A 17,417-nucleotide genomic window follows, 5' to 3' on the forward strand; every position below is an offset into this window, starting at 1 on the left:
TTCACGACTTGGTAGAACGAGAGCGGCGGCCTGCAAAGGCCGCCTTCTTGCTTTTGATGGCCGATAGCAGCACGTTTGGTTGATATCCTGGTGCCGCTGCTATTCGATCATCTATGGCTTGCTTTTACATCTCAACCGTCGAGCAATTGTTATTGCAATCGGCCGAGATTCTTCTGGCGCAACTTTCCACGGCTTACGCGCATCGAGGCTTTACCTCACAATATGCGGATCAAACTCTGACGTGGCAGCGTGACCTTCAATTGCTACAGCAGGCTCTATCGGTGTGCTCAGCGCATTCACAGAGCGCGGGCCGGTGGGGAGCGATCCTCGAGTTCTCTATCCCACGTAAAGAAAAACGGATCGACCTTGTCTTGCTGGTGCGAGATACCGTTGTGATCGTCGAGGCAAAATCCGGCGATATAGGATCGGCGGCGAAGCAACAGCTCGAAACCTACGCTCTCTTATTGCACTATTTTCATAAAGGCTCGGCGAATCGGAGGATCGTGCCGATTCTTGTCTCACCGCAGGCCACCGAGCCTGATCTTGTGGCTCTCAATCAAAGAGAGTTCTTTCCGCAGATGTCCTCCTACTGGATAAGCCCGGTGGTGAACTGTTCCTGGGAGAACTTATCAGCGACTCTGTTGAACATCGAAGGTCATGGCGGAGATCAGATCTCAGAGCAGCAATGGGAAAGCAGTCCTTACTTTCCCGTGCCGAGCATTATCGATGCGGCCACCGCCCTGAGCAGCGGTCTCTCCATTCGAGAGATTGCACTCCATGAGGCTTCAGAGCATGAGATTGAAGAGGTTCGTCGCACAATCCAGGGTTACATGGATACAACGCGTAATGAGAGGCAGCACGCCATATGCTTTCTGACCGGCGTTCCAGGCTCCGGTAAAACGTTAGTCGGTCTTGGCCTCGCTCATTCAAGCGAGAACAAGGAAAATCCCATCCACTTTATGAGCGGCAATGGTCCGCTTGTGAAGGTACTGCAACATCTCTTTACTCAAGAAAGTATGCGCAAGGGGACGCGAGCCAACGAGGCGAAAGAGCATGCTCGCACCCTGATTGAGAACGTTCACATCTTTGCCCGCAACTACACGGACGACGACAATCGTGCTCCTTCAAACCACGCCATCATCTTCGATGAAGCACAGCGGGCCTGGAACCGTGCTCAGAACATGAAGAAGTTCAAACGCGACTATTCGGAACCCGAGATGCTGCTTCGGATCATGGGGCGACATCAGGACTGGTGCTTCGTGGTGGCACTCGTCGGTGGTGGACAAGAGATCAACGATGGAGAGGCGGGTCTAAAGGAGTGGGGTCGCGCTTTACGGGATAGCAAGACAGATTGGACGATCTACGCATCGCCTGAGGTTCTCGTAGGCGGACCTTCCACTGCCGGGCACAAGCTCTTCGCAGATGGAGTCATCAACCGTGGCATTAGGACCAATTCCCATCTGCATTTGCGTACGTCTAATCGCAGCTTACGGGCCGAACAGTTGGCCACCTGGGTCAATCGAGTACTTGATGGCGATGCGAAAGGGGCCGCCGAGATTCAGATCACAAAGCGCTTTCCCATCTTCCTGACGCGCAACTTGAGCAAGACTCGCGAAAAGCTGCATGCACAAAGGAGGGGCGAGAACCGTTATGGCCTGGTCGGTTCCTCAGGAGCGGCGAGGTTGCGTGCCGAAGGCTTGGAGCCTAGTTCCTCGTTTCATGCCGAATATCCATGGGAACACTGGTATCTTGCCGATGTCAACGATGTTCGATCGAGCTATCGCTGCGAAGTCTTTGCGACAGAGTTTGAAATTCAGGGCTTGGAACTTGACTGGATTGGGCTGTGCTGGGGTGGCGACATGGTCTGGGATTCCAAGGAATGGAAGCTGAGAACACTCCGGCATGGGTCTCCTAGCAAATGGAATCTAATCAAGAACCAGGAGAAGATCACGTATCGGAAAAATGCTTACCGTGTTCTGCTGACGCGGGCCCGTCAGGGAATGGTGATCTACGTCCCGAGTGGTTCCACGGACGATCCAACGAACTCACCGAGGGAGTTTGATGCCACAGCGCGATTTCTCCTCCGCTGCGGTGTTCTCCCCTTAGACGAAGGGGAAGGTGCGGATGCGGAAGACCTGGATGCCGCATTAAGTCTGTTCGCCTAGATCGAGCTTCGATAGTGTTTCGTCGAAGGCAGATAATAGAGAAGCAGTGATGTACCTCCACCTCCTCCATCTCGGCCGCATCCCTTACGCTGAGGGCCTGGCTGTGCAGAAGCGCGTGGTCGATGCGCGCAAGCAGGGACTCATCGGCGACACGCTGCTGCTGCTCGAGCATCCGCCTGTGCTCACGCTAGGTCGCAACTCGCGCCGCGAGAACGTCCTCGCCAGCGACGAACTCCTCGCCTCGCGCAATGTCGAGCTGCACGAGATCAACCGCGGCGGCGACGTCACCTACCATGGCCCCGGACAGCTCGTCGGCTACCCCATCGTCAACCTGAGGGGCGACTGGCCCGGAAAGAAGGGCCCGCACCTCGGTCCCGTCGACTTCATGCGCATGCTCGAGGAGGTCCTCATCCGTGTCTCGTTCGACTTCGGCATTCCGGCCCAGCGCATCGCGGGCCGCACCGGCGTGTGGACCGTCGCGGGTGGCTCCATTCAGGAGAAGAAGATCGCGGCCCTCGGCATCCACGTCTCGCAAGGAGTCACCTCGCACGGCTTCGCGCTCAATGTCACCACCGACCTGCGCGACTTCGATCTGATCGTGCCGTGCGGCATCACCGACCGCACCGTCACAAGTCTGGAGTTGGAGGCGCAGCCCACCGACGACCCCTCGCGCCAGCCGACGATGGAGAACGCCATCCACTCCACCACGCGCAACTTCGGCAGGATCTTTGGGCGGCAGATGCTGTGGTGTAGCTCCTTGGAAGAATTGCTCTCCCCTGCCGCCACAAACCCTGTCGCAGGGTGACGTCTGACCTTCGATCCTCTAGTCCCGCCCGTTTAAAGGACATCCGTTCGCTAACCGCACTGCCTTGGGCAAGCCGACAGCTTATCGCCGTATAATCCCATTCGTATGCCCGATCGCCGACCGGGCGAGGGCGGAGTGTCCTTTTGAACCGTCCGTAACTGCTCCAGGGAGAGATTCATGCCGACAGACGTAGTCATGCCGCAGATGGGCGAGTCCATCACAGAAGGCACCATCACCAAGTGGTTGAAGAAGCCGGGTGACAGCATCCAGCGCGACGAGCCGCTGTTCGAAATCTCGACCGACAAGGTCGATGCCGAAATTCCTTCGCCTGCAGCAGGCACGCTGAAGGAGATCAAGATCGGCGAGGGAACGACCGTCCAGATCAACACCATCGTTGCTGTGATCGATGCCGAAGGCGCCGCCTCCGGTTCGGCCCCAGCTGCCCCCGCAAAGGCCGAGCCCGCTGCCGACACGGTGACTCCGGCTGCCAAAGATGCTCCTGCCGCGATCCAGGGCAATCCCGCTGAGGCCGATTCCGCTGCGGCAGGCACCATCATCGAGCAGGGTGGCGGAACCGAGGTTCTGATGCCGCAGATGGGCGAGTCCATCACCGAGGGCACCATCACCAAGTGGCTGAAAAAGGTTGGCGATACCGTCCAGCGCGACGAGCCGATCTTCGAGATATCGACCGACAAGGTCGACGCCGAGATCCCCTCGCCCGCAGCCGGAACCCTGACCGAGATCAAGGTCGAAGAGGGTAAGACCGTCACGATCAACACCGTTGTCGCCGTCATCGGGGGAGGCGCAGGCAAAGCTGCCGCTGCTCCCGCGAAGGCAGCTCCCGCCGCAGCTGCGGCACAGGCTCCCGCAGCGACACCCGCGCCGGCTGCGACTGCAGCCTCTGCATCGGCTGGTGAACGCGGACGCTCTTCGCCTCTGGTTCGCAAGATCGCCCAGGAGAACAACGTCGATCTCTCGCAGGTTGCTGGCACCGGTTCCTCGGGCCGCATCACTAAAGAAGATATCCTCGGCCATCTTGAGGGCGGAGCCAAGCCTGCCGCAGCTGCTGCCCCCGCGGCTCCAGCTGCATCGAAGCCCGCTGCACCAGCAGCCTCTGCACCGCAGCCCGGCGAGCTGGTCCCGATGACCAAGATGCGCTCGATCATCGCCCAGCGCATGGTCGAATCGAAGCGCACCAGCCCGCATGTCCACACCGTCTTCAAGGTCGACATGACACGCATCGTGAAGCTGCGCGAGAAGGAGAAGTCGAAGTACGAGCAGCGCAACAGCGTCAAGCTGACCTACATGCCGTTCATCACTCGTGCGGCGATCTACGCTCTGCGCAAGCATCCTATCGTCAACGGTGCTGTTGAAGGCGATGCGATCCGCTACAACAAGAACATCAACATAGGCATCGCGGTGGCTCTGGACTGGGGTCTGATCGTTCCGGTCATCAAGCAGGCGGAGGAGAAGAACTTCCTCGGCATCGCGCGCGCTATCGTCGATATCGCCGACCGCGCACGTGGTAAGAAGCTCGCTCCGGACGAGATCTCGGGTGGAACCTTCACCCTGACCAACTCGGGCATCTTCGGCGAGCAGTTTGGAACCCCCATCATCAACCAGCCCCAGGCCGCCATCCTCGGCATCGGTGGTCTCAACAAGGAGCCTGAGGTCATCACCGACAAGGAAGGCAACGACTTCATCGCGATCCGCTCGATCCAGCGCTTCACGCTGGGCTTCGATCATCGCATCGTAGACGGAGCCGACGCCGGCAAGTTCATGAGCGACTTCAAGGCCTACCTCGAGAACTGGTCCGAAGACATCGGCTAGGTCCTTCGCGGAGGGAGAAAGGCGCGCTTCGCGCGTGTCAGTTAAACATCAATCGGCGGTTCCTCAGGGAGCCGCCGATTTTGTTTTCAATCCGCAACTTCGACATATGCAATCTCGACCAAGTCCTCATTTGCTTTCGTCCTGAAGAGAAGAGGGAGCATCAACCTTCGTCCCATCGCATTAGGGTGAAAGCGCCATCGGGTAAGATTGGGTTCCTGATAGTACGGCTCCGATCAGTAAAAGGAGAACGCCATGCCGTATTCCGCCGTCCAGTTCCAGCAACTCGATAGCATTCCGCTCGCTGTCATACGACGCCATGCAAATCCATCCGAGCTCTCGAGCCTTGTACCGCAGCTCTGTGGTCTGGTCTGGAATGCGATTCGTGCGCAGCAAGCGAAAGCCGGACGCCACGTCGCGATTTATTGGGATGGCGGCATCCGGCTCGAGGTCGGCGTGGAGCTCTATGGCCCGTTTACCGATGACGGCGAGGTTGTCCGCTCGGCAACCCCTGCGGGTCCAGTAGCATCTGGAACGCACTTCGGTTCTTATAACCGTCTAGGCGTTGCGCATGATGCCATTCGCCAGTGGTGCATGGCCAACGGTCACAGTTTCGTGGGCCCTAACTGGGAGATCTACGGCCATTGGCAAACCGAGTGGAATACCGATCCATCGCTGATTCGCACAGACATCTATTATCAGCTGGCTCGTTGAAGGTAGTCTGACGGCGACCCCGAAATCATTCGTAATATGGTGTTATAGCAGCCACCCGAAGACTGTTTATGGCTGCATCCTCCACATCCACGGTCGCAAATCCGATGCATGGATCGGTAGACTGACTTATGGCCGCGGGACGAGTGATGGCGTTGGATGTAGGCAAGGTGCGGGTAGGCGTGGCGCTCTCAGATCCTCTGGGCTACACGGCGCAGCCGCTGCTGACACTTTGGCGCAAGAGCCGCGGCGAAGACCTTCGCAGTCTGCTGCGGCTGATCCGCAAGCACGAGGTCGTGGAGATCGTGGTCGGCAATCCGCTGCATATGTCCGGCGATGTCAGCCCCTGGGCGGCCAAGGTGCAGCAGTTCGCCGAAGAGCTGCGCGCGCGCTCCGGCCTGCCCGTATACCTATGGGACGAGAGACTCAGCTCCGTTGCCGCACACGAGATTCTCAACGAGGCAGGGCACGACCGCCGCGATCGCAAGTATGTTATCGATCAGCTTGCAGCGGTGGTCATTCTGCGCGATTGGATGGAAGCCCGAGAGCAGAAAGAGCGCAACGACGAACGAACCGGCGAGGGGCAATAACGTAATGCACCGCCACTTTGTCCGATGCGTTTCGACTCCCTATACTTGAAGAAGGTTCAGATTTCGCATCGCATTTGCGAATCTGCCGTTGAGGAGTTCATGGCAGCTTTAATCGAAGCGATCAGCGTCAAGCGCAAGACCTTGTTCGAGCACGAAAACACCCCTTACTACTGCATGGAAGCCGATGTGAGCTCTCCCACGGCGCGCGGCGGACAGACGCTGGTTCGCCTGAAGATGCGCAACCTGCTTACGAATGCGGTCTTTGAGAAGACCTTCAAGGCGGGCGAGAAGTTCAAGGAGCCGGACCTCGAGCTCGTCCCGGCAACCTTCCTCTACAGCGACGGCGATGGCTTCAACTTCCTCGATCAACAGAGCTTCGAGACGCTGACGCTGACGGAAGCAATGGTAGGCGATGCGACCGAGTTTCTGATCGAGAACCTCGAAATCCAACTGCACAAATACAACGGCAACCCCATTGGCCTGCAGCTTCCCATCTTTGTCGAGCTTACTGTCACCGAGACGGAGCCCGGTCTGAGCGGGGCCTCGCAGAGCGGCAGCGTGACCAAGACCGCCACGCTCGAGACCGGTCTCGATATCCGCGTGCCGCTCTTCATCAAGGAAGGCGAAAAAATCAAAGTCTCCACCGAAACCCGAGAGTTCGCCGGAAGAGCCTGAGTGTGCTCCCTTCGGCGAACTCTGGGGCCGGCGCGGAGCACAGCTATATTCGGTTCGTACGGGGCTCCGGAAGACTGCTCTAGGTTTTGAACAGATGCGTGGCGTGGGTAATTGCCGCACCGGCTCGCATAGCGGCTGCGACCGCTGCCGTCTCTGCAAGCATCTGCTCGGTCGCTCCTGCTTCGACGGCGGCTCTGCGATGAAGCTCAAGGCAGTACGGGCACTGGGTGGTCAACGCGACCGCGAGTGCCATCAACTGCTTATGCAGACCATCGATCGCGCCCGGCTGGTAGGCGACCTTATCGAACTCCCAGAAGGCCTTCATCTGCTCAGGCGCGTTTTCATCCAGCTTCTTCAGCTGGGTGAGATTCCTCATGTCATACATGCGTATTCCTCCTTTACGGATGCGGCGCTGAAGCTACTTTGCTGATTGTGTGGGAGCCGGTGGCGATCGTCGCCGCATCGCTGCCGCCACGATCCATTGGAGTGGCGCAATAGCAACAAGGTTACACGCAGAAGGTGCTCTCTGGCGTCAGGGACAACAGGATGACATTCGATTGACTGGAACGAGACAACGAGGTCTCACTTGCCTTCCCTCAGTCGATCCAGCAGACGCGTCAGTACCTCGCGCTCTTCGTCCGAAGGCTGGAAGGAAAGTGGCTTACGCCGGATGTAGCGAAGATTCAGGTTGGCGATGTCGGACGACATCACGATAAAGAGGTTTCCTGGGATGTTGAACCAGAACTCGTCACTGACCGTTTCGATGTCTTCAGCCTTGGCCTTGTGAAATTCGGCGCGTTCGAAGCGGCGCGGGTTGGCCAGCGTGATGCTCTGCAGTGAGCCGTCATTGTTCAGCATGCGATCCTGAATCGCGCCCTGGTATAGACCGCCAGTCTTTGTGAGCACGTCGGCCATGATGCGGAAGCTACCCTCCGGCAGCAGCATGTCGCTGAACAGCAGATCCCACTCCGAGATGCGCGGCACAATGGTCGCGAGCAACGTGCGCATCCACCGCTTATGCAGTCTGCGCCAGATGCGGTTGTAGCTCAGCACGATGACGATACGCGCGATCGAGATCAACACCACCAGCGCATAAAGCCGCCAGAGAATTACGAAGTTCATCCAGAAAAAAGCCCGGAGGCTCGTGAAGAATTGCGGGCGGTGGGCCTGGAAGAAATTGTCGCTCTGCAGCGAGGAGAAGACCGTCTCGAGATCGTAGTGTGTGCCTGTGCGTCCAAGCGCTCCGCTCCATCGCGCCCATAGAAAAGCGACAATTAGCGGAACAACGGCGCCGATGATGGAACGGGCGACTTCTTCTGCATGGCTTTGGACGCGGGTCTTGCGGAACACAACAAGATCGGCAGCCCAACGCGAGATCAGGTCTGGGCCCAGAAGATAGACGGCAATAAGGAAGCTGACGAGGAGCGCCAGCACCAGGGATCTCCTAGGCGACGGCTTCGCGAAGGTCGGCGAGGTTTAGCGTGATCTCGCCGAAAGAGGTTGGGATCACAGCGGACTCGTGCGTGCGAAGCTGATCGAGCACAGCATCCTCATGCCGCTGGATGAAGTCGATGATCTCTGCGCGCAGACGTTTCTGGCTGGTGCCGATGTTGGCATCCCGCAGGGAAAGCACGTATTCCAGTTCAGAGCTGCTCACCGAAACCTCGTAAATTGCCTGCACAAAACCTTGTGCACCCTTAGAAGATACCATGTCCGCGTGCGATATACGGACATTATCGACCCACTGCGAACCGGAAGAGTCATCCCGTCGAAGCTCGATTTGAACCCGGGCTATTGGTTAAAGCTGCCCCTGCGCCTTCAGAACATTCGCCACGGCCTCGTCCGCGGTGCTTCCCACGGCACTCAGGTGGCCCATCTTCCGCCCGCGTCGGGGGCGATGTTTCTCGTAAAGGTGCAGACGAATGCCCGGAACAGCCAGGGCGCGATCAAAATGCGGCTCACGCGCTGAACCGTCAGCATCCAGCCATACGTCGCCCAACAGGTTGGCAATCGCGCAGGGCTGAACAATCTCCACCTCGCCCAGCGGAAGATCGCAGACTGCGCGGACCAACTGCTCGAACTGGCTGGTCACGCAGGCTCGCTCGCTCGAGTGGTAGCTGTTGTGTGGGCGCGGCGCCAGCTCGTTCACCAGCAACTCGCCTGCAGTGGTCACGAACATCTCCACCGCCAGGATGCCCTCGAGCTGGAAGGTGTCTGCAATCGTCTCAGCGAGTTGCCGCGCCTCAGCTGCCATGGCGTCGGTGAGCGGCGCGGGCATCACGCTCCAGGCCAGAATCTGGTTTTCGTGATGGTTCCAGGCCGCGGGATAGACCTTTACCTCGCCAGAAGGGCTGCGGGCCACCAGCACTGAGATCTCGCGTTCAAGATCGACCGCCTTTTCGGCTACTCCGGCTCTCTCGCCCAGCGCCTCCCAGGCTCCTCGAGCCTCCTCTTCAGCGTCAGCGCCGGGACGGAAGCCGACTTTTCCCTGTCCCCGGCCATCGTATCCGCCGGTCGCACTCTTGCAGAAACATCTGCCGCCCAGAGCGCGGATCGCGTCGCGAAGTTCGTCGAGCGAACGCACTGCGCGGTACTCGCCGACCGGAAAGCCATGCTTTCGCAGCCAGTCCTTCTGCTCGATCCTGTCCTGAATGACGGCGAGCGTGTTGCGGCCGGGCCTTACCGGGGCATAGTTGGCCGCGGCGTCCATGCTGGCAAGCGATATCTGCTCGATCTCGAGCGTCACCACGTCGCATCCTCGCGCCAGGTTCGCGGCCTCGCGGGAATCATCCCAGCTTGCCTCGATGCATCCATCCACGACAAAGCGCGCCGGGCATGCGGGATCAGGATCGAGAACCTGGATGCGATAGCCCATAGCTCGCGCTGCCATCGCGGTCATGCGGCCAAGCTGGCCCCCACCGAAGATGCCTATGGTTGCGCCGGGAAGGATCGGCTGTGCGGCTGGATCTCTGCTCACGCCTTCGCCTCGGAGATCTCATCGTCGGCTGGCTGAGTCAGGGTCTGCGCCAGCACCTCGTCGCGTCGCGCAGCTCGCCACGCGATAAGCTTTTCGCGTAGCGCAGCATCCGTAGTGGCGAGGATCTGAGCCGCCAGCAGCCCCGCATTCGCCGCCCCCGCTGCACCAATTGCGAGCGTGCCAACGGGGACACCCTTCGGCATCTGCACGATGCTCAGCAACGAATCCATTCCCTGCAACGCGGTCGCTGGAATTGGCACGCCGAGTACAGGCACGACCGTCTTCGCTGCGATCATCCCTGGAAGGTGCGCCGCTCCGCCTGCGCCTGCGATGATGACACGAAGCCCACGCGAGGCAGCGGTCTCGGCATATTCGAAGAGAAGATCGGGGGTACGGTGCGCCGAGACCACCCGCACCTCGTGCGGAACGCCGAACTCGGCGAGCATCTCGACGGCGCCGCGCATCACCGCATAATCATTGCGGCTTCCCATGATGACTCCAACCAGCGGTGAGGCGTCCATAGCCCGATTATACGGTCTTCGCTGCGTGCTTTCAGAAGGTTGCAGACCCCGTTCGTTCGGGTGACACGAGCCTGCAATCTATTCCTTCTTCTTTTTTCGCGTGAGTTTCGGCATCTCGCCATCTGCCCGCATCTCCCGCCACTTTCGTGTCGGGTCGTCATCCGGGTCCGGCGTCTCCTGATGTGGCCGTATCTCTTCGGGAACATGTCGCAGGTTTACGCGAATCCTTGTCCACGTGGACGAACTCCCACGCATCGAGTCGACCAAAACGTCGTCCACTGCGAGCAGCTCCGCCGCATCTGGATGTCGCACCTTCCAGCGCTCCAGCCCTTCCATCGCCTCCTGTTTGTTCGTGGAGTTTGCGATCACGATCAGCGGCATCTTCGATTGCCTTCTCTTCGACGCAGTTGAAGATCCGGACTCTGTTTGTTCCTCATCTTCTTTGTTCTTCGCGACGGTCTTCTTTGCCCGTGATGGGGCCACACGCTTTCCCTCGCCCTCCATCTTGCGAAAGTGCGGAGGCCACGGAGCATCGCCCAGGCCTTCTGCTTCATCGCGTGCAGCCAGCTCCAACAGTCCTTCCAGCGAGCCCCCCGCCTGATCCATCCCGGCATGCGCATCGCCTCTCTTCGCAAAGCGCTCCGGCACCGTGAAGACGGTGAACTCCTGCGGATCGCACTCCATTACCTCTTTCCACTCCAGTGGAGTCGACACCCGCGCATCTGGCAAGGGCCGCACCGAGTAGGCCGACGCCGTCGTGCGGTCCTTGGCATTCTGGTTGTAGTCCAGAAAGACGCCGTGGCGTTCTTCCTTCCACCACTTCGAGCTGGCAAGCTGCGGAACCCGTCGCTCCACTGCCCGCGACAACGCAATCGCCGCCCGCCGCACCTCGGTGAAGCTCCAGCGCGGCTCGATCCGCACATTCACGTGCATGCCGCGCGACCCGCTCGTCTTCGGCCAGCCGCGCAGCCCCACCTCTTCGAGTACGGCCTTCACCTCCATAGTGACGCGACGTACGTCGTCCCAGCACACGCCCGGTATCGGGTCGAGATCCACGCGCAGCTCATCTGGATGGTCAAGATCGCCCGTACGGACCGGGTGCGGATGAAGTTCCATGCATCCGAGGTTCACGATCCAGGCCAGCCCGGCCTCGTCATCGACGACCATCTCCTCCGCCGTGCGTCCGGAGGGAAACGAGAGCGTCACCGTGCGAATCCACTCCGGCCGGTCGCTGGGTGCACGCTTCTGGTAGAAGGGCTCGGCCTCGGCTCCATTGACGAACCGCTTCAACACGATAGGACGGTCGCGAATTCCCTGCAACGCTCCCGGCGCAACGGCAAGGTAGTAATGCACCAAGTCCAGCTTCGAGACCTTCACCTGCCTGGAGAAATACAGCTTCTCCGGGTGCGTTACCCGCACCTCGTGTCCGCCGATCGAAAGAATCTCCGCCGCCTCGTCTGCGCTCACGAAGACAGCCTATACCGATCCGGCAACCCTGTGTCGAGCGAAGTGACGGAATATCTCAGCCTTTGATCAGCGAAAGAATCTTGTCCCGCGTCGTCGTGTCATTATCAAAGCCGCCGTGGGTCGTGCTCTTCGAGTACTGCTGGGGTGCTTTGAAGGTTGCGACATTCCGAAGGCCGAGCGAGAGAACCTCGCTTGCAAAGTACCTCTCCATCCCCAGAATCGGTGTTACCTCGCCCTTCTCAAAAGACTGCGAGACCAGGTACAGCAGCGAACGGCTGTAGTCGAGGATCGGCTTGCAGGTAGGATCCTTCTGCTCCATCTCGTCTGTCAGCTCGAATTGGTTGTACTGCTTCACCTTTCCGCTTCGAATGGCAGGCACAACCTGACTTTGAAACACATCGGCGCGCACCGCGGGAGCCATAAAGTTCACGGTTTCGAAGTTCCACTTAAGCCTGTTCACGATGTAGCTATGAACGATCGCACCTGCCGAGTGTCCGACCAAGTGCAGCCTGACTTTCGACATATCCTTGAAGTAGGGCGATCTCTTACTTGCTTCGTACAGCTTGAGTCCGCCGCTCTCCTGCGCGCTTGAAATCGCGTCCGCGTTCTGCTTCATCTGGCCCCACACACTGGAGCCCGGAACCGCAAGCAGCCGTTCCAGCCGGGAATTCCACCAGCCTCTCACCCGATCCATTACCGCACCGGTAGTTCGCGGCTGCTTTGCAGCGATATCGGCCCAGATGTTCTTCAGGGTAGCGAACAGATCGGTCTCCCACATCAGAAAGACAGGAAAGATCTGCCGGTCATACATCGCGGGAATCCATTGTGCTGCCGTTCTGGCCGCATCGTCTTCTGAGGTCAGGCCTCCGTGAGCGTAGATCGCAACATCAACGGGCTGGCTGTCGCGTAGTCCCCACTTCTTCCTCGCCTCGCCCAACTGCTGGTTCAGCAGTGCCATCACATCGCTGTCCTGGGTGCGGAAGTCTCCGGTATTGCTGAGCTTGCCGTTGTTCTCCATGTCGATGATGAAGGGACCGATCTCCCGGTTCCTCAGCGTCTCGTCACTCGCCAGTTGAACCCGGCCCTGCTTCACTCGCAGCGTGGCCGAGCTTGCGATCTCCGTGTGCAGGTCGGTCGTCACGCCAAGCTGCGCCACCCAGCAGTCCATCGCATTCTCGGTCCAGTCCTGGTAGGTCAGCACTGCGCGTCCGCCCGTTCCCCAGTTTGTATCCCACGAGTTCTGGATAATAAATCCCTCACGGGTGTAGCCCACGATCGCGAAGGCGTGCGCACCATCCTCCGGCGTTGCCTCCTTGCGTGGAATCACCCAGTAGTCATCGCTCGGCTTGATCGTTGGCCTGCCGCGAAGCCTGGGCTTCAATCCCTCCATCCACCCTGTATGGCACACAGCACTGGCGTAAAGGACCCCGATCTCGTTCAGCGCAACCTGCATATCGGTTACGCTTCGCGTGTCCACGCGATAATACGCACCCAGTGGGCGTCGAACCGCATCCTGCCACCAATCGTCATCAGGATTCGCAGCGGGAGCCGGCATCGCCGCCGTACGCCACAGACGCGCCGCACAGGCGCCGTACTTGTACCAGCCCTTCATCGCGCCGCGCAGGCTAGACCCCGTGTCCTTCGTCGGGTCGCCCGGAAACTCGTCATAACGCCGCGCCATCGAGTACAGCATGAAGGACGATACCGGCTGCGGAACCTTCTCGCGCTTCGCCTTGTGTTGCAGGTGAAAGATCACGCTGGCCAGCGCGAATCCGGTGCACGCGCTCGTCAACCGCTGATTCAGTACCGGAATATTGATGGAAGGAGCCAGCACCTCAGCAGGAATTAGCATTACGGAAGGCTGATAAGCCCGGTCGCGAAGATCAATGCTATCGGGAACCACATTTCGTTTTGGCCACTTGCGTACGGCTGTTTTTTTGGTAGCCTTCTTCGCTGTCTTCTTTGACGCCGATTTCTTCTTGCTTAGGACAGACTGCTTCTTCGTCTTCGTCGCCATGCAGACCTCTCTCGGTTGGAAGTGAAACAAAACGGGCCCGGGTTGAACTATTTGTCCGGTCTACAATAACCCACTGCTGCGCACTTTCAATAAGTTCTGTTCGCTGACGAGTTTTCTCGACTGGTTACCTCGCGCATCGAGAAGTAGGAGGAGACTACCCGTCATGGCCTTGCTCCACCACCTCGAACGGCCGCATCATCTCATTGTCTTCGTGCTCCAGCAGGTGACAATGCCATACATAGCGTCCCGTGTAGCCCTCAAATGGCACGATGATGCGGGTCACGTGCCCCTTCTCGCAGCGGACTGTATCCTTCCATCCTGCTTCTTCGGGGCCAGCAGGAATAGCGCGATTGGTGTATCGCATTTCGCCCGTGTCCTGAAAGTGGAAGACATCGAAGCTGCGTCGGTCCAGCACTTGGAACTTCACCAGATGGAGATGGATGGGATGGGTATCTTCGGTCAGGTTCACCAGCTCCCAGATCTCCGTCGTGTCGATCACCGGCTTTTCTGTCACCGGCATGTGCCAGGGAGTATTGTTCAGTAGCATCCCCATCGACTCCTGAACCTTGTTCATCGTCTCGTCGAGCGTCAGGCGCCGCGTTCGCACAGCGTTGCTCTCCGGAATCCGGGCAACGGGACGCAGCATCGCAGGCAGCGAACTCGAGTCCTTCGCACCCGGGGCCGCTACTCGAAACTCCATAATGTCGAAGCTGTCACTCTTCAATACGATCTTCTCGCCAGCGTGCTTGCTGAAATCGAAGACAATGTCTGTCCGCTCGGCCGGTGTCAGCAAAGCGTGTTGCGTCTTAACCGGCGCCTGCAATAGACCCTGGTCTCCACCGATCACATGCAGCTCCAGCAGGTCGCCGAAAGAGAGTCGAAAGAAACGCGCATTCGACCCATTCATCACACGAAATCGATACCTGCGCGGCTCCACCTCAAGGTATGGAAAAAGCCTCCCATTCGCCAGCATCACGTTGCTATACACCTCGGGAACCCAAGGTGACTTCGGATCGCCGGAGACCGGATACTCCAGCTGCCCATCGGACCGCAAAAATCGATCGAAGAGCATCAGCGGGATCTCGTACCTTCCCTTCGGAAGGTTCAGCGCATCTTCAACCTCATCGCGAATGACGAACATGCCTTGCAGACCCGCATAAATGTTGAGCCGATTTATACCCATCGTATGGTCGTGGTAGAACAGCAGCGCTGCATTCTGCTTATTCGGGTAGTGATAGAGCAGCGATTTGCCCGGCACCACCCAATCCTCCGGGTATCCATCGCTTGTCGGGGGGGTCCGTCCTCCGTGCAGGTGAATGACGCACCGCACCTCAGGCTTATCGGTTTCGGCTCCATGCAGCGTGTGATCGATCGGAAGAAAGTGTTTCCCCGGAAGCTGGTTCGCCCACTCCACCATCAGGCCCTGGCCGCTTCGCGTCTCGAAGATCGGTCCCGGCGAGCTGCCGTTAAATCCCCACATCCGCGTCGGAGGCAAATCACGATGAACCTTCTGGTGAATCTCTTCCATTGCCACGCGATAGAAGGGAACGCTCTTCGCGGCATCGTCTGGATCGGGGCGGATTCCACTGTTCTTCATCACCGCAGGCAGCGGCAACGGATCGACGAACGGTTTCAGCATACTTGGGTCGAGCGCCATCGATGGCGCAACCATTCCACTCGCGACTGCGGATTTTTCAAGGGATAGTCCGGTGGCCAGAACGCCGGCCCGTTGCAGAAAGCTTCTCCGAGAGATCAAAACCGTCCGCCTCTTTCTTTCACAAACAAAGAAACGAGGGGTGCCGGAGCGAACCGCCTCCAGCACCCTTCGTCAAAGCTACTACCTCAACGCTTCTGGAGAACTAGAACCAGCCTCTGCCCGAGTCCCCGTCGTGATCCTTGCCACCATGATTGTTTGTCGGAAGGCCCGTGCCTTCATCGAGCAGGAAGGAACCATTCTGCGGATTCCTGAAGTCGAACATGTTCAGCAGCGAGCCCGCCCGGCTGTCGAACGAGCCTTCAATCCTCTGTCCGCCGACCCAGTTGTCTTCAATGAAGCGAAGGATCGAGCTCTGATCCGTCACCGTGTGATCTACATAGTTATGCTTTGCATACGGTGAGACGACCAGCAGCGGCAGTCTCGGACCATATCCGCAGCGGCCCTGCGCGTGCAGCGCCGTGGGGCTGGGAAGCGCCGTCGAGCCGTCGCCGCAGGATCCGGTTGCCACCAGCGCGTCAGCCTCCGACGCGGACTGGTTCACGATCGGGCTCATCTGGTGATCGTACCAACCGTCGGAGTCGTCATACGCGATCACGACTGCAGTGTGCTCCCAGTCACGACCTTGCTGCTGCAGGAAGTTGATGACCTGAACGATGAAAGCCTGCTCATCCAGCGGGTCCGAATAGCCTGCATGGCCGTCCTGGTACCCAGGAGCCTTCAGAAAGCTTATCGCCGGGAAGTTCCCCGCTTTTACAGCGGCGAAGAAGTCGTCCGTATCGTACTGATGGTTCGCCTGATCGTCGGAGCCGATCGTGTGCACCGACGAAGGCCGAAGATGCTTCGGGTTCGCCGTCGAAGCGTAGTACTGGAACGGCTGATGGTGGGGAATATAGTCCGCCTTCTTCGTCATCGTGACTTTGGAAGTGGTGCTGCGGCTGCAGCCCGTCGATCCATCGGCATTCGTCTTGGTCAGGTCGAAACCTCCCTCGAAGAATCCCCAGGTCACACCACGGCTGTTCAACAGGTCGCCGATGTTCTGGCCGCCGAACCGTACCGTCCCTGTGCCCGAGCACACATCACCAATCGGGTCTGCATCGCTGATCAGCGTCTGTCCGCCGCTTCCGTCCGGAACCACCGAATCACCCGCGCTCACCGAATCGACGATTCCGCCCGTCTGGCCGGAGACCAGGTTGATCGCTCCAGGAGTGGAAGGGCCAAACGTCGTGTCATACGAGTTATCGCTCATCGCATACTGCTGCGCATAGTTCCACAACGCCGTAACCGTGTTGCCGTCGTAGTAGCCCATCACCAGCGCATTGGTCGCCTGACCAGCAGGAGGAGGTCCGGGCGTTCCCGTGTACTTCGGGAACCCGTCCATCAGGCCGCCATGGAATGCCTGTTGCTCCGGGGTGTAGTCGTGATCCTGATCGGCCGTTGCCGCCTCCGAGCGGCCCAGACGAAACGGATTGGAGGCGGAAGCGCCATTCAGGGTCTTGTTCAGGAAATTCGGATTGTTATACAGAAGATCGTCGGTGTAGCCATTCACTCCGGGTGTTCCCGGCGCGGCTACAAACCTGGGTTCTCCATGGGGGTTCAGTGCCATCGGGTAAGTGCCGAAGTAGTGATCGAAGGAGACGTTCTCCTGGAAGATCACTACCAGGTGCTTGATCGGCGTGGACGACTCTTTAGAGTTTGCTTGCGCAGTCGCAAGCGAGGGCCCCATGATCTGTCCTGCCACAAGCATCGTGGCGACAGTGCTCGCAAAAAATTTCTGCATACGATCTCCTTGAACTAGGGCCTATCTACTCGTCTGGCCATAACCAAAGGTGTAGTCATCGATCGTGAAAAAACGGTAACTGTGAAATGAATTGTTCGAAATGTACCGAGAAAAGTGCTTAGCCGGTCACTCCATCCCTTTAAATGAAGAACGGCGAAAGCTCCAGGC

General features: G+C 58.9%; 15 protein-coding genes. 6 read left to right on the top strand and 9 right to left on the bottom strand.

Annotated features, from left to right (window positions below):
* The first annotated feature begins 113 nt into the window (after positions 1 to 113).
* The 6 genes from BDD14_RS15710 to efp all read left to right on the top strand — a co-directional run bounded on the left by BDD14_RS15710 (position 114) and on the right by efp (position 6,773).
* Positions 114 to 2,165, top strand: coding sequence for a DNA/RNA helicase domain-containing protein (locus tag BDD14_RS15710; RefSeq protein ID WP_130419631.1), 2,052 nt, complete (start codon positions 114 to 116; stop codon positions 2,163 to 2,165).
* Between the two features lie 46 nt (positions 2,166 to 2,211).
* Positions 2,212 to 2,970 (top strand): lipoyl(octanoyl) transferase LipB, encoded by a 759-nt coding sequence (lipB, locus tag BDD14_RS15715; protein WP_278045487.1) that lies wholly within the window; start codon positions 2,212 to 2,214, stop codon positions 2,968 to 2,970.
* A 177-nt stretch (positions 2,971 to 3,147) separates the two neighbouring features.
* On the top strand, positions 3,148 to 4,800 hold the full coding sequence (gene sucB / locus BDD14_RS15720; RefSeq protein ID WP_130419633.1) for a 2-oxoglutarate dehydrogenase, E2 component, dihydrolipoamide succinyltransferase: 1,653 nt from the start codon (positions 3,148 to 3,150) through the stop codon (positions 4,798 to 4,800).
* A gap of 252 nt (positions 4,801 to 5,052) precedes the next feature.
* Positions 5,053 to 5,511: a GyrI-like domain-containing protein gene (locus BDD14_RS15725; RefSeq protein ID WP_130419634.1), complete on the top strand. Its 459-nt coding sequence runs from the start codon at positions 5,053 to 5,055 to the stop codon at positions 5,509 to 5,511.
* A 128-nt stretch (positions 5,512 to 5,639) separates the two neighbouring features.
* A complete protein-coding gene (ruvX, locus tag BDD14_RS15730) occupies positions 5,640 to 6,098 on the top strand; it encodes a Holliday junction resolvase RuvX (protein ID WP_130419635.1) in 459 nt (152 codons plus the stop codon).
* A 99-nt stretch (positions 6,099 to 6,197) separates the two neighbouring features.
* Complete coding sequence (gene efp / locus BDD14_RS15735; protein ID WP_130419636.1) at positions 6,198 to 6,773, top strand: elongation factor P; 576 nt, start codon at positions 6,198 to 6,200, stop codon at positions 6,771 to 6,773.
* 79 nt (positions 6,774 to 6,852) lie between these two features.
* Here efp and BDD14_RS15740 read toward each other — a convergent pair whose 3' ends face one another.
* The 9 genes from BDD14_RS15740 to BDD14_RS15780 all read right to left on the bottom strand — a co-directional run bounded on the left by BDD14_RS15740 (position 6,853) and on the right by BDD14_RS15780 (position 17,249).
* Positions 6,853 to 7,158 (bottom strand): carboxymuconolactone decarboxylase family protein, encoded by a 306-nt coding sequence (locus BDD14_RS15740; protein WP_130419637.1) that lies wholly within the window; start codon positions 7,156 to 7,158, stop codon positions 6,853 to 6,855.
* Between the two features lie 197 nt (positions 7,159 to 7,355).
* Positions 7,356 to 8,207, bottom strand: coding sequence for a hypothetical protein (locus BDD14_RS15745; protein WP_130419638.1), 852 nt, complete (start codon positions 8,205 to 8,207; stop codon positions 7,356 to 7,358).
* Positions 8,208 to 8,217: 10 nt separating this feature from the next.
* Positions 8,218 to 8,430: a hypothetical protein gene (locus BDD14_RS15750; protein WP_130419639.1), complete on the bottom strand. Its 213-nt coding sequence runs from the start codon at positions 8,428 to 8,430 to the stop codon at positions 8,218 to 8,220.
* Positions 8,431 to 8,571: 141 nt separating this feature from the next.
* Complete coding sequence (purK, locus tag BDD14_RS15755; RefSeq protein WP_130419640.1) at positions 8,572 to 9,750, bottom strand: 5-(carboxyamino)imidazole ribonucleotide synthase; 1,179 nt, start codon at positions 9,748 to 9,750, stop codon at positions 8,572 to 8,574.
* The gene (purE, locus tag BDD14_RS15760) at positions 9,747 to 10,271 is read right to left on the bottom strand and encodes a 5-(carboxyamino)imidazole ribonucleotide mutase (RefSeq protein WP_130419641.1); all 525 of its coding nucleotides are present in this window, start codon (positions 10,269 to 10,271) and stop codon (positions 9,747 to 9,749) included. Before purE ends, purK begins: the two co-directional genes overlap by 4 nt.
* Positions 10,272 to 10,349: 78 nt before the next feature.
* Complete coding sequence (locus BDD14_RS15765; RefSeq protein ID WP_130419642.1) at positions 10,350 to 11,738, bottom strand: DNA polymerase domain-containing protein; 1,389 nt, start codon at positions 11,736 to 11,738, stop codon at positions 10,350 to 10,352.
* 55 nt (positions 11,739 to 11,793) lie between these two features.
* The gene (locus BDD14_RS15770; protein ID WP_130419643.1) at positions 11,794 to 13,755 is read right to left on the bottom strand and encodes a C1 family peptidase; all 1,962 of its coding nucleotides are present in this window, start codon (positions 13,753 to 13,755) and stop codon (positions 11,794 to 11,796) included.
* Positions 13,756 to 13,909: 154 nt separating this feature from the next.
* Positions 13,910 to 15,511 carry a multicopper oxidase family protein gene (locus tag BDD14_RS15775; protein WP_242617974.1) on the bottom strand — a complete coding sequence of 534 codons (1,602 nt, stop codon included), beginning with the start codon at positions 15,509 to 15,511 and terminating at the stop codon, positions 13,910 to 13,912.
* Positions 15,512 to 15,614: 103 nt separating this feature from the next.
* Entirely contained in the window at positions 15,615 to 17,249 is a 1,635-nt protein-coding gene (locus BDD14_RS15780) for a phospholipase C (RefSeq protein WP_130419644.1), read from the bottom strand.
* Between the last annotated feature and the right edge of the window lie 168 nt (positions 17,250 to 17,417).

Source organism: Edaphobacter modestus (assembly GCF_004217555.1).
Taxonomy (GTDB): Bacteria; Acidobacteriota; Terriglobia; order Terriglobales; family Acidobacteriaceae; genus Edaphobacter; species Edaphobacter modestus.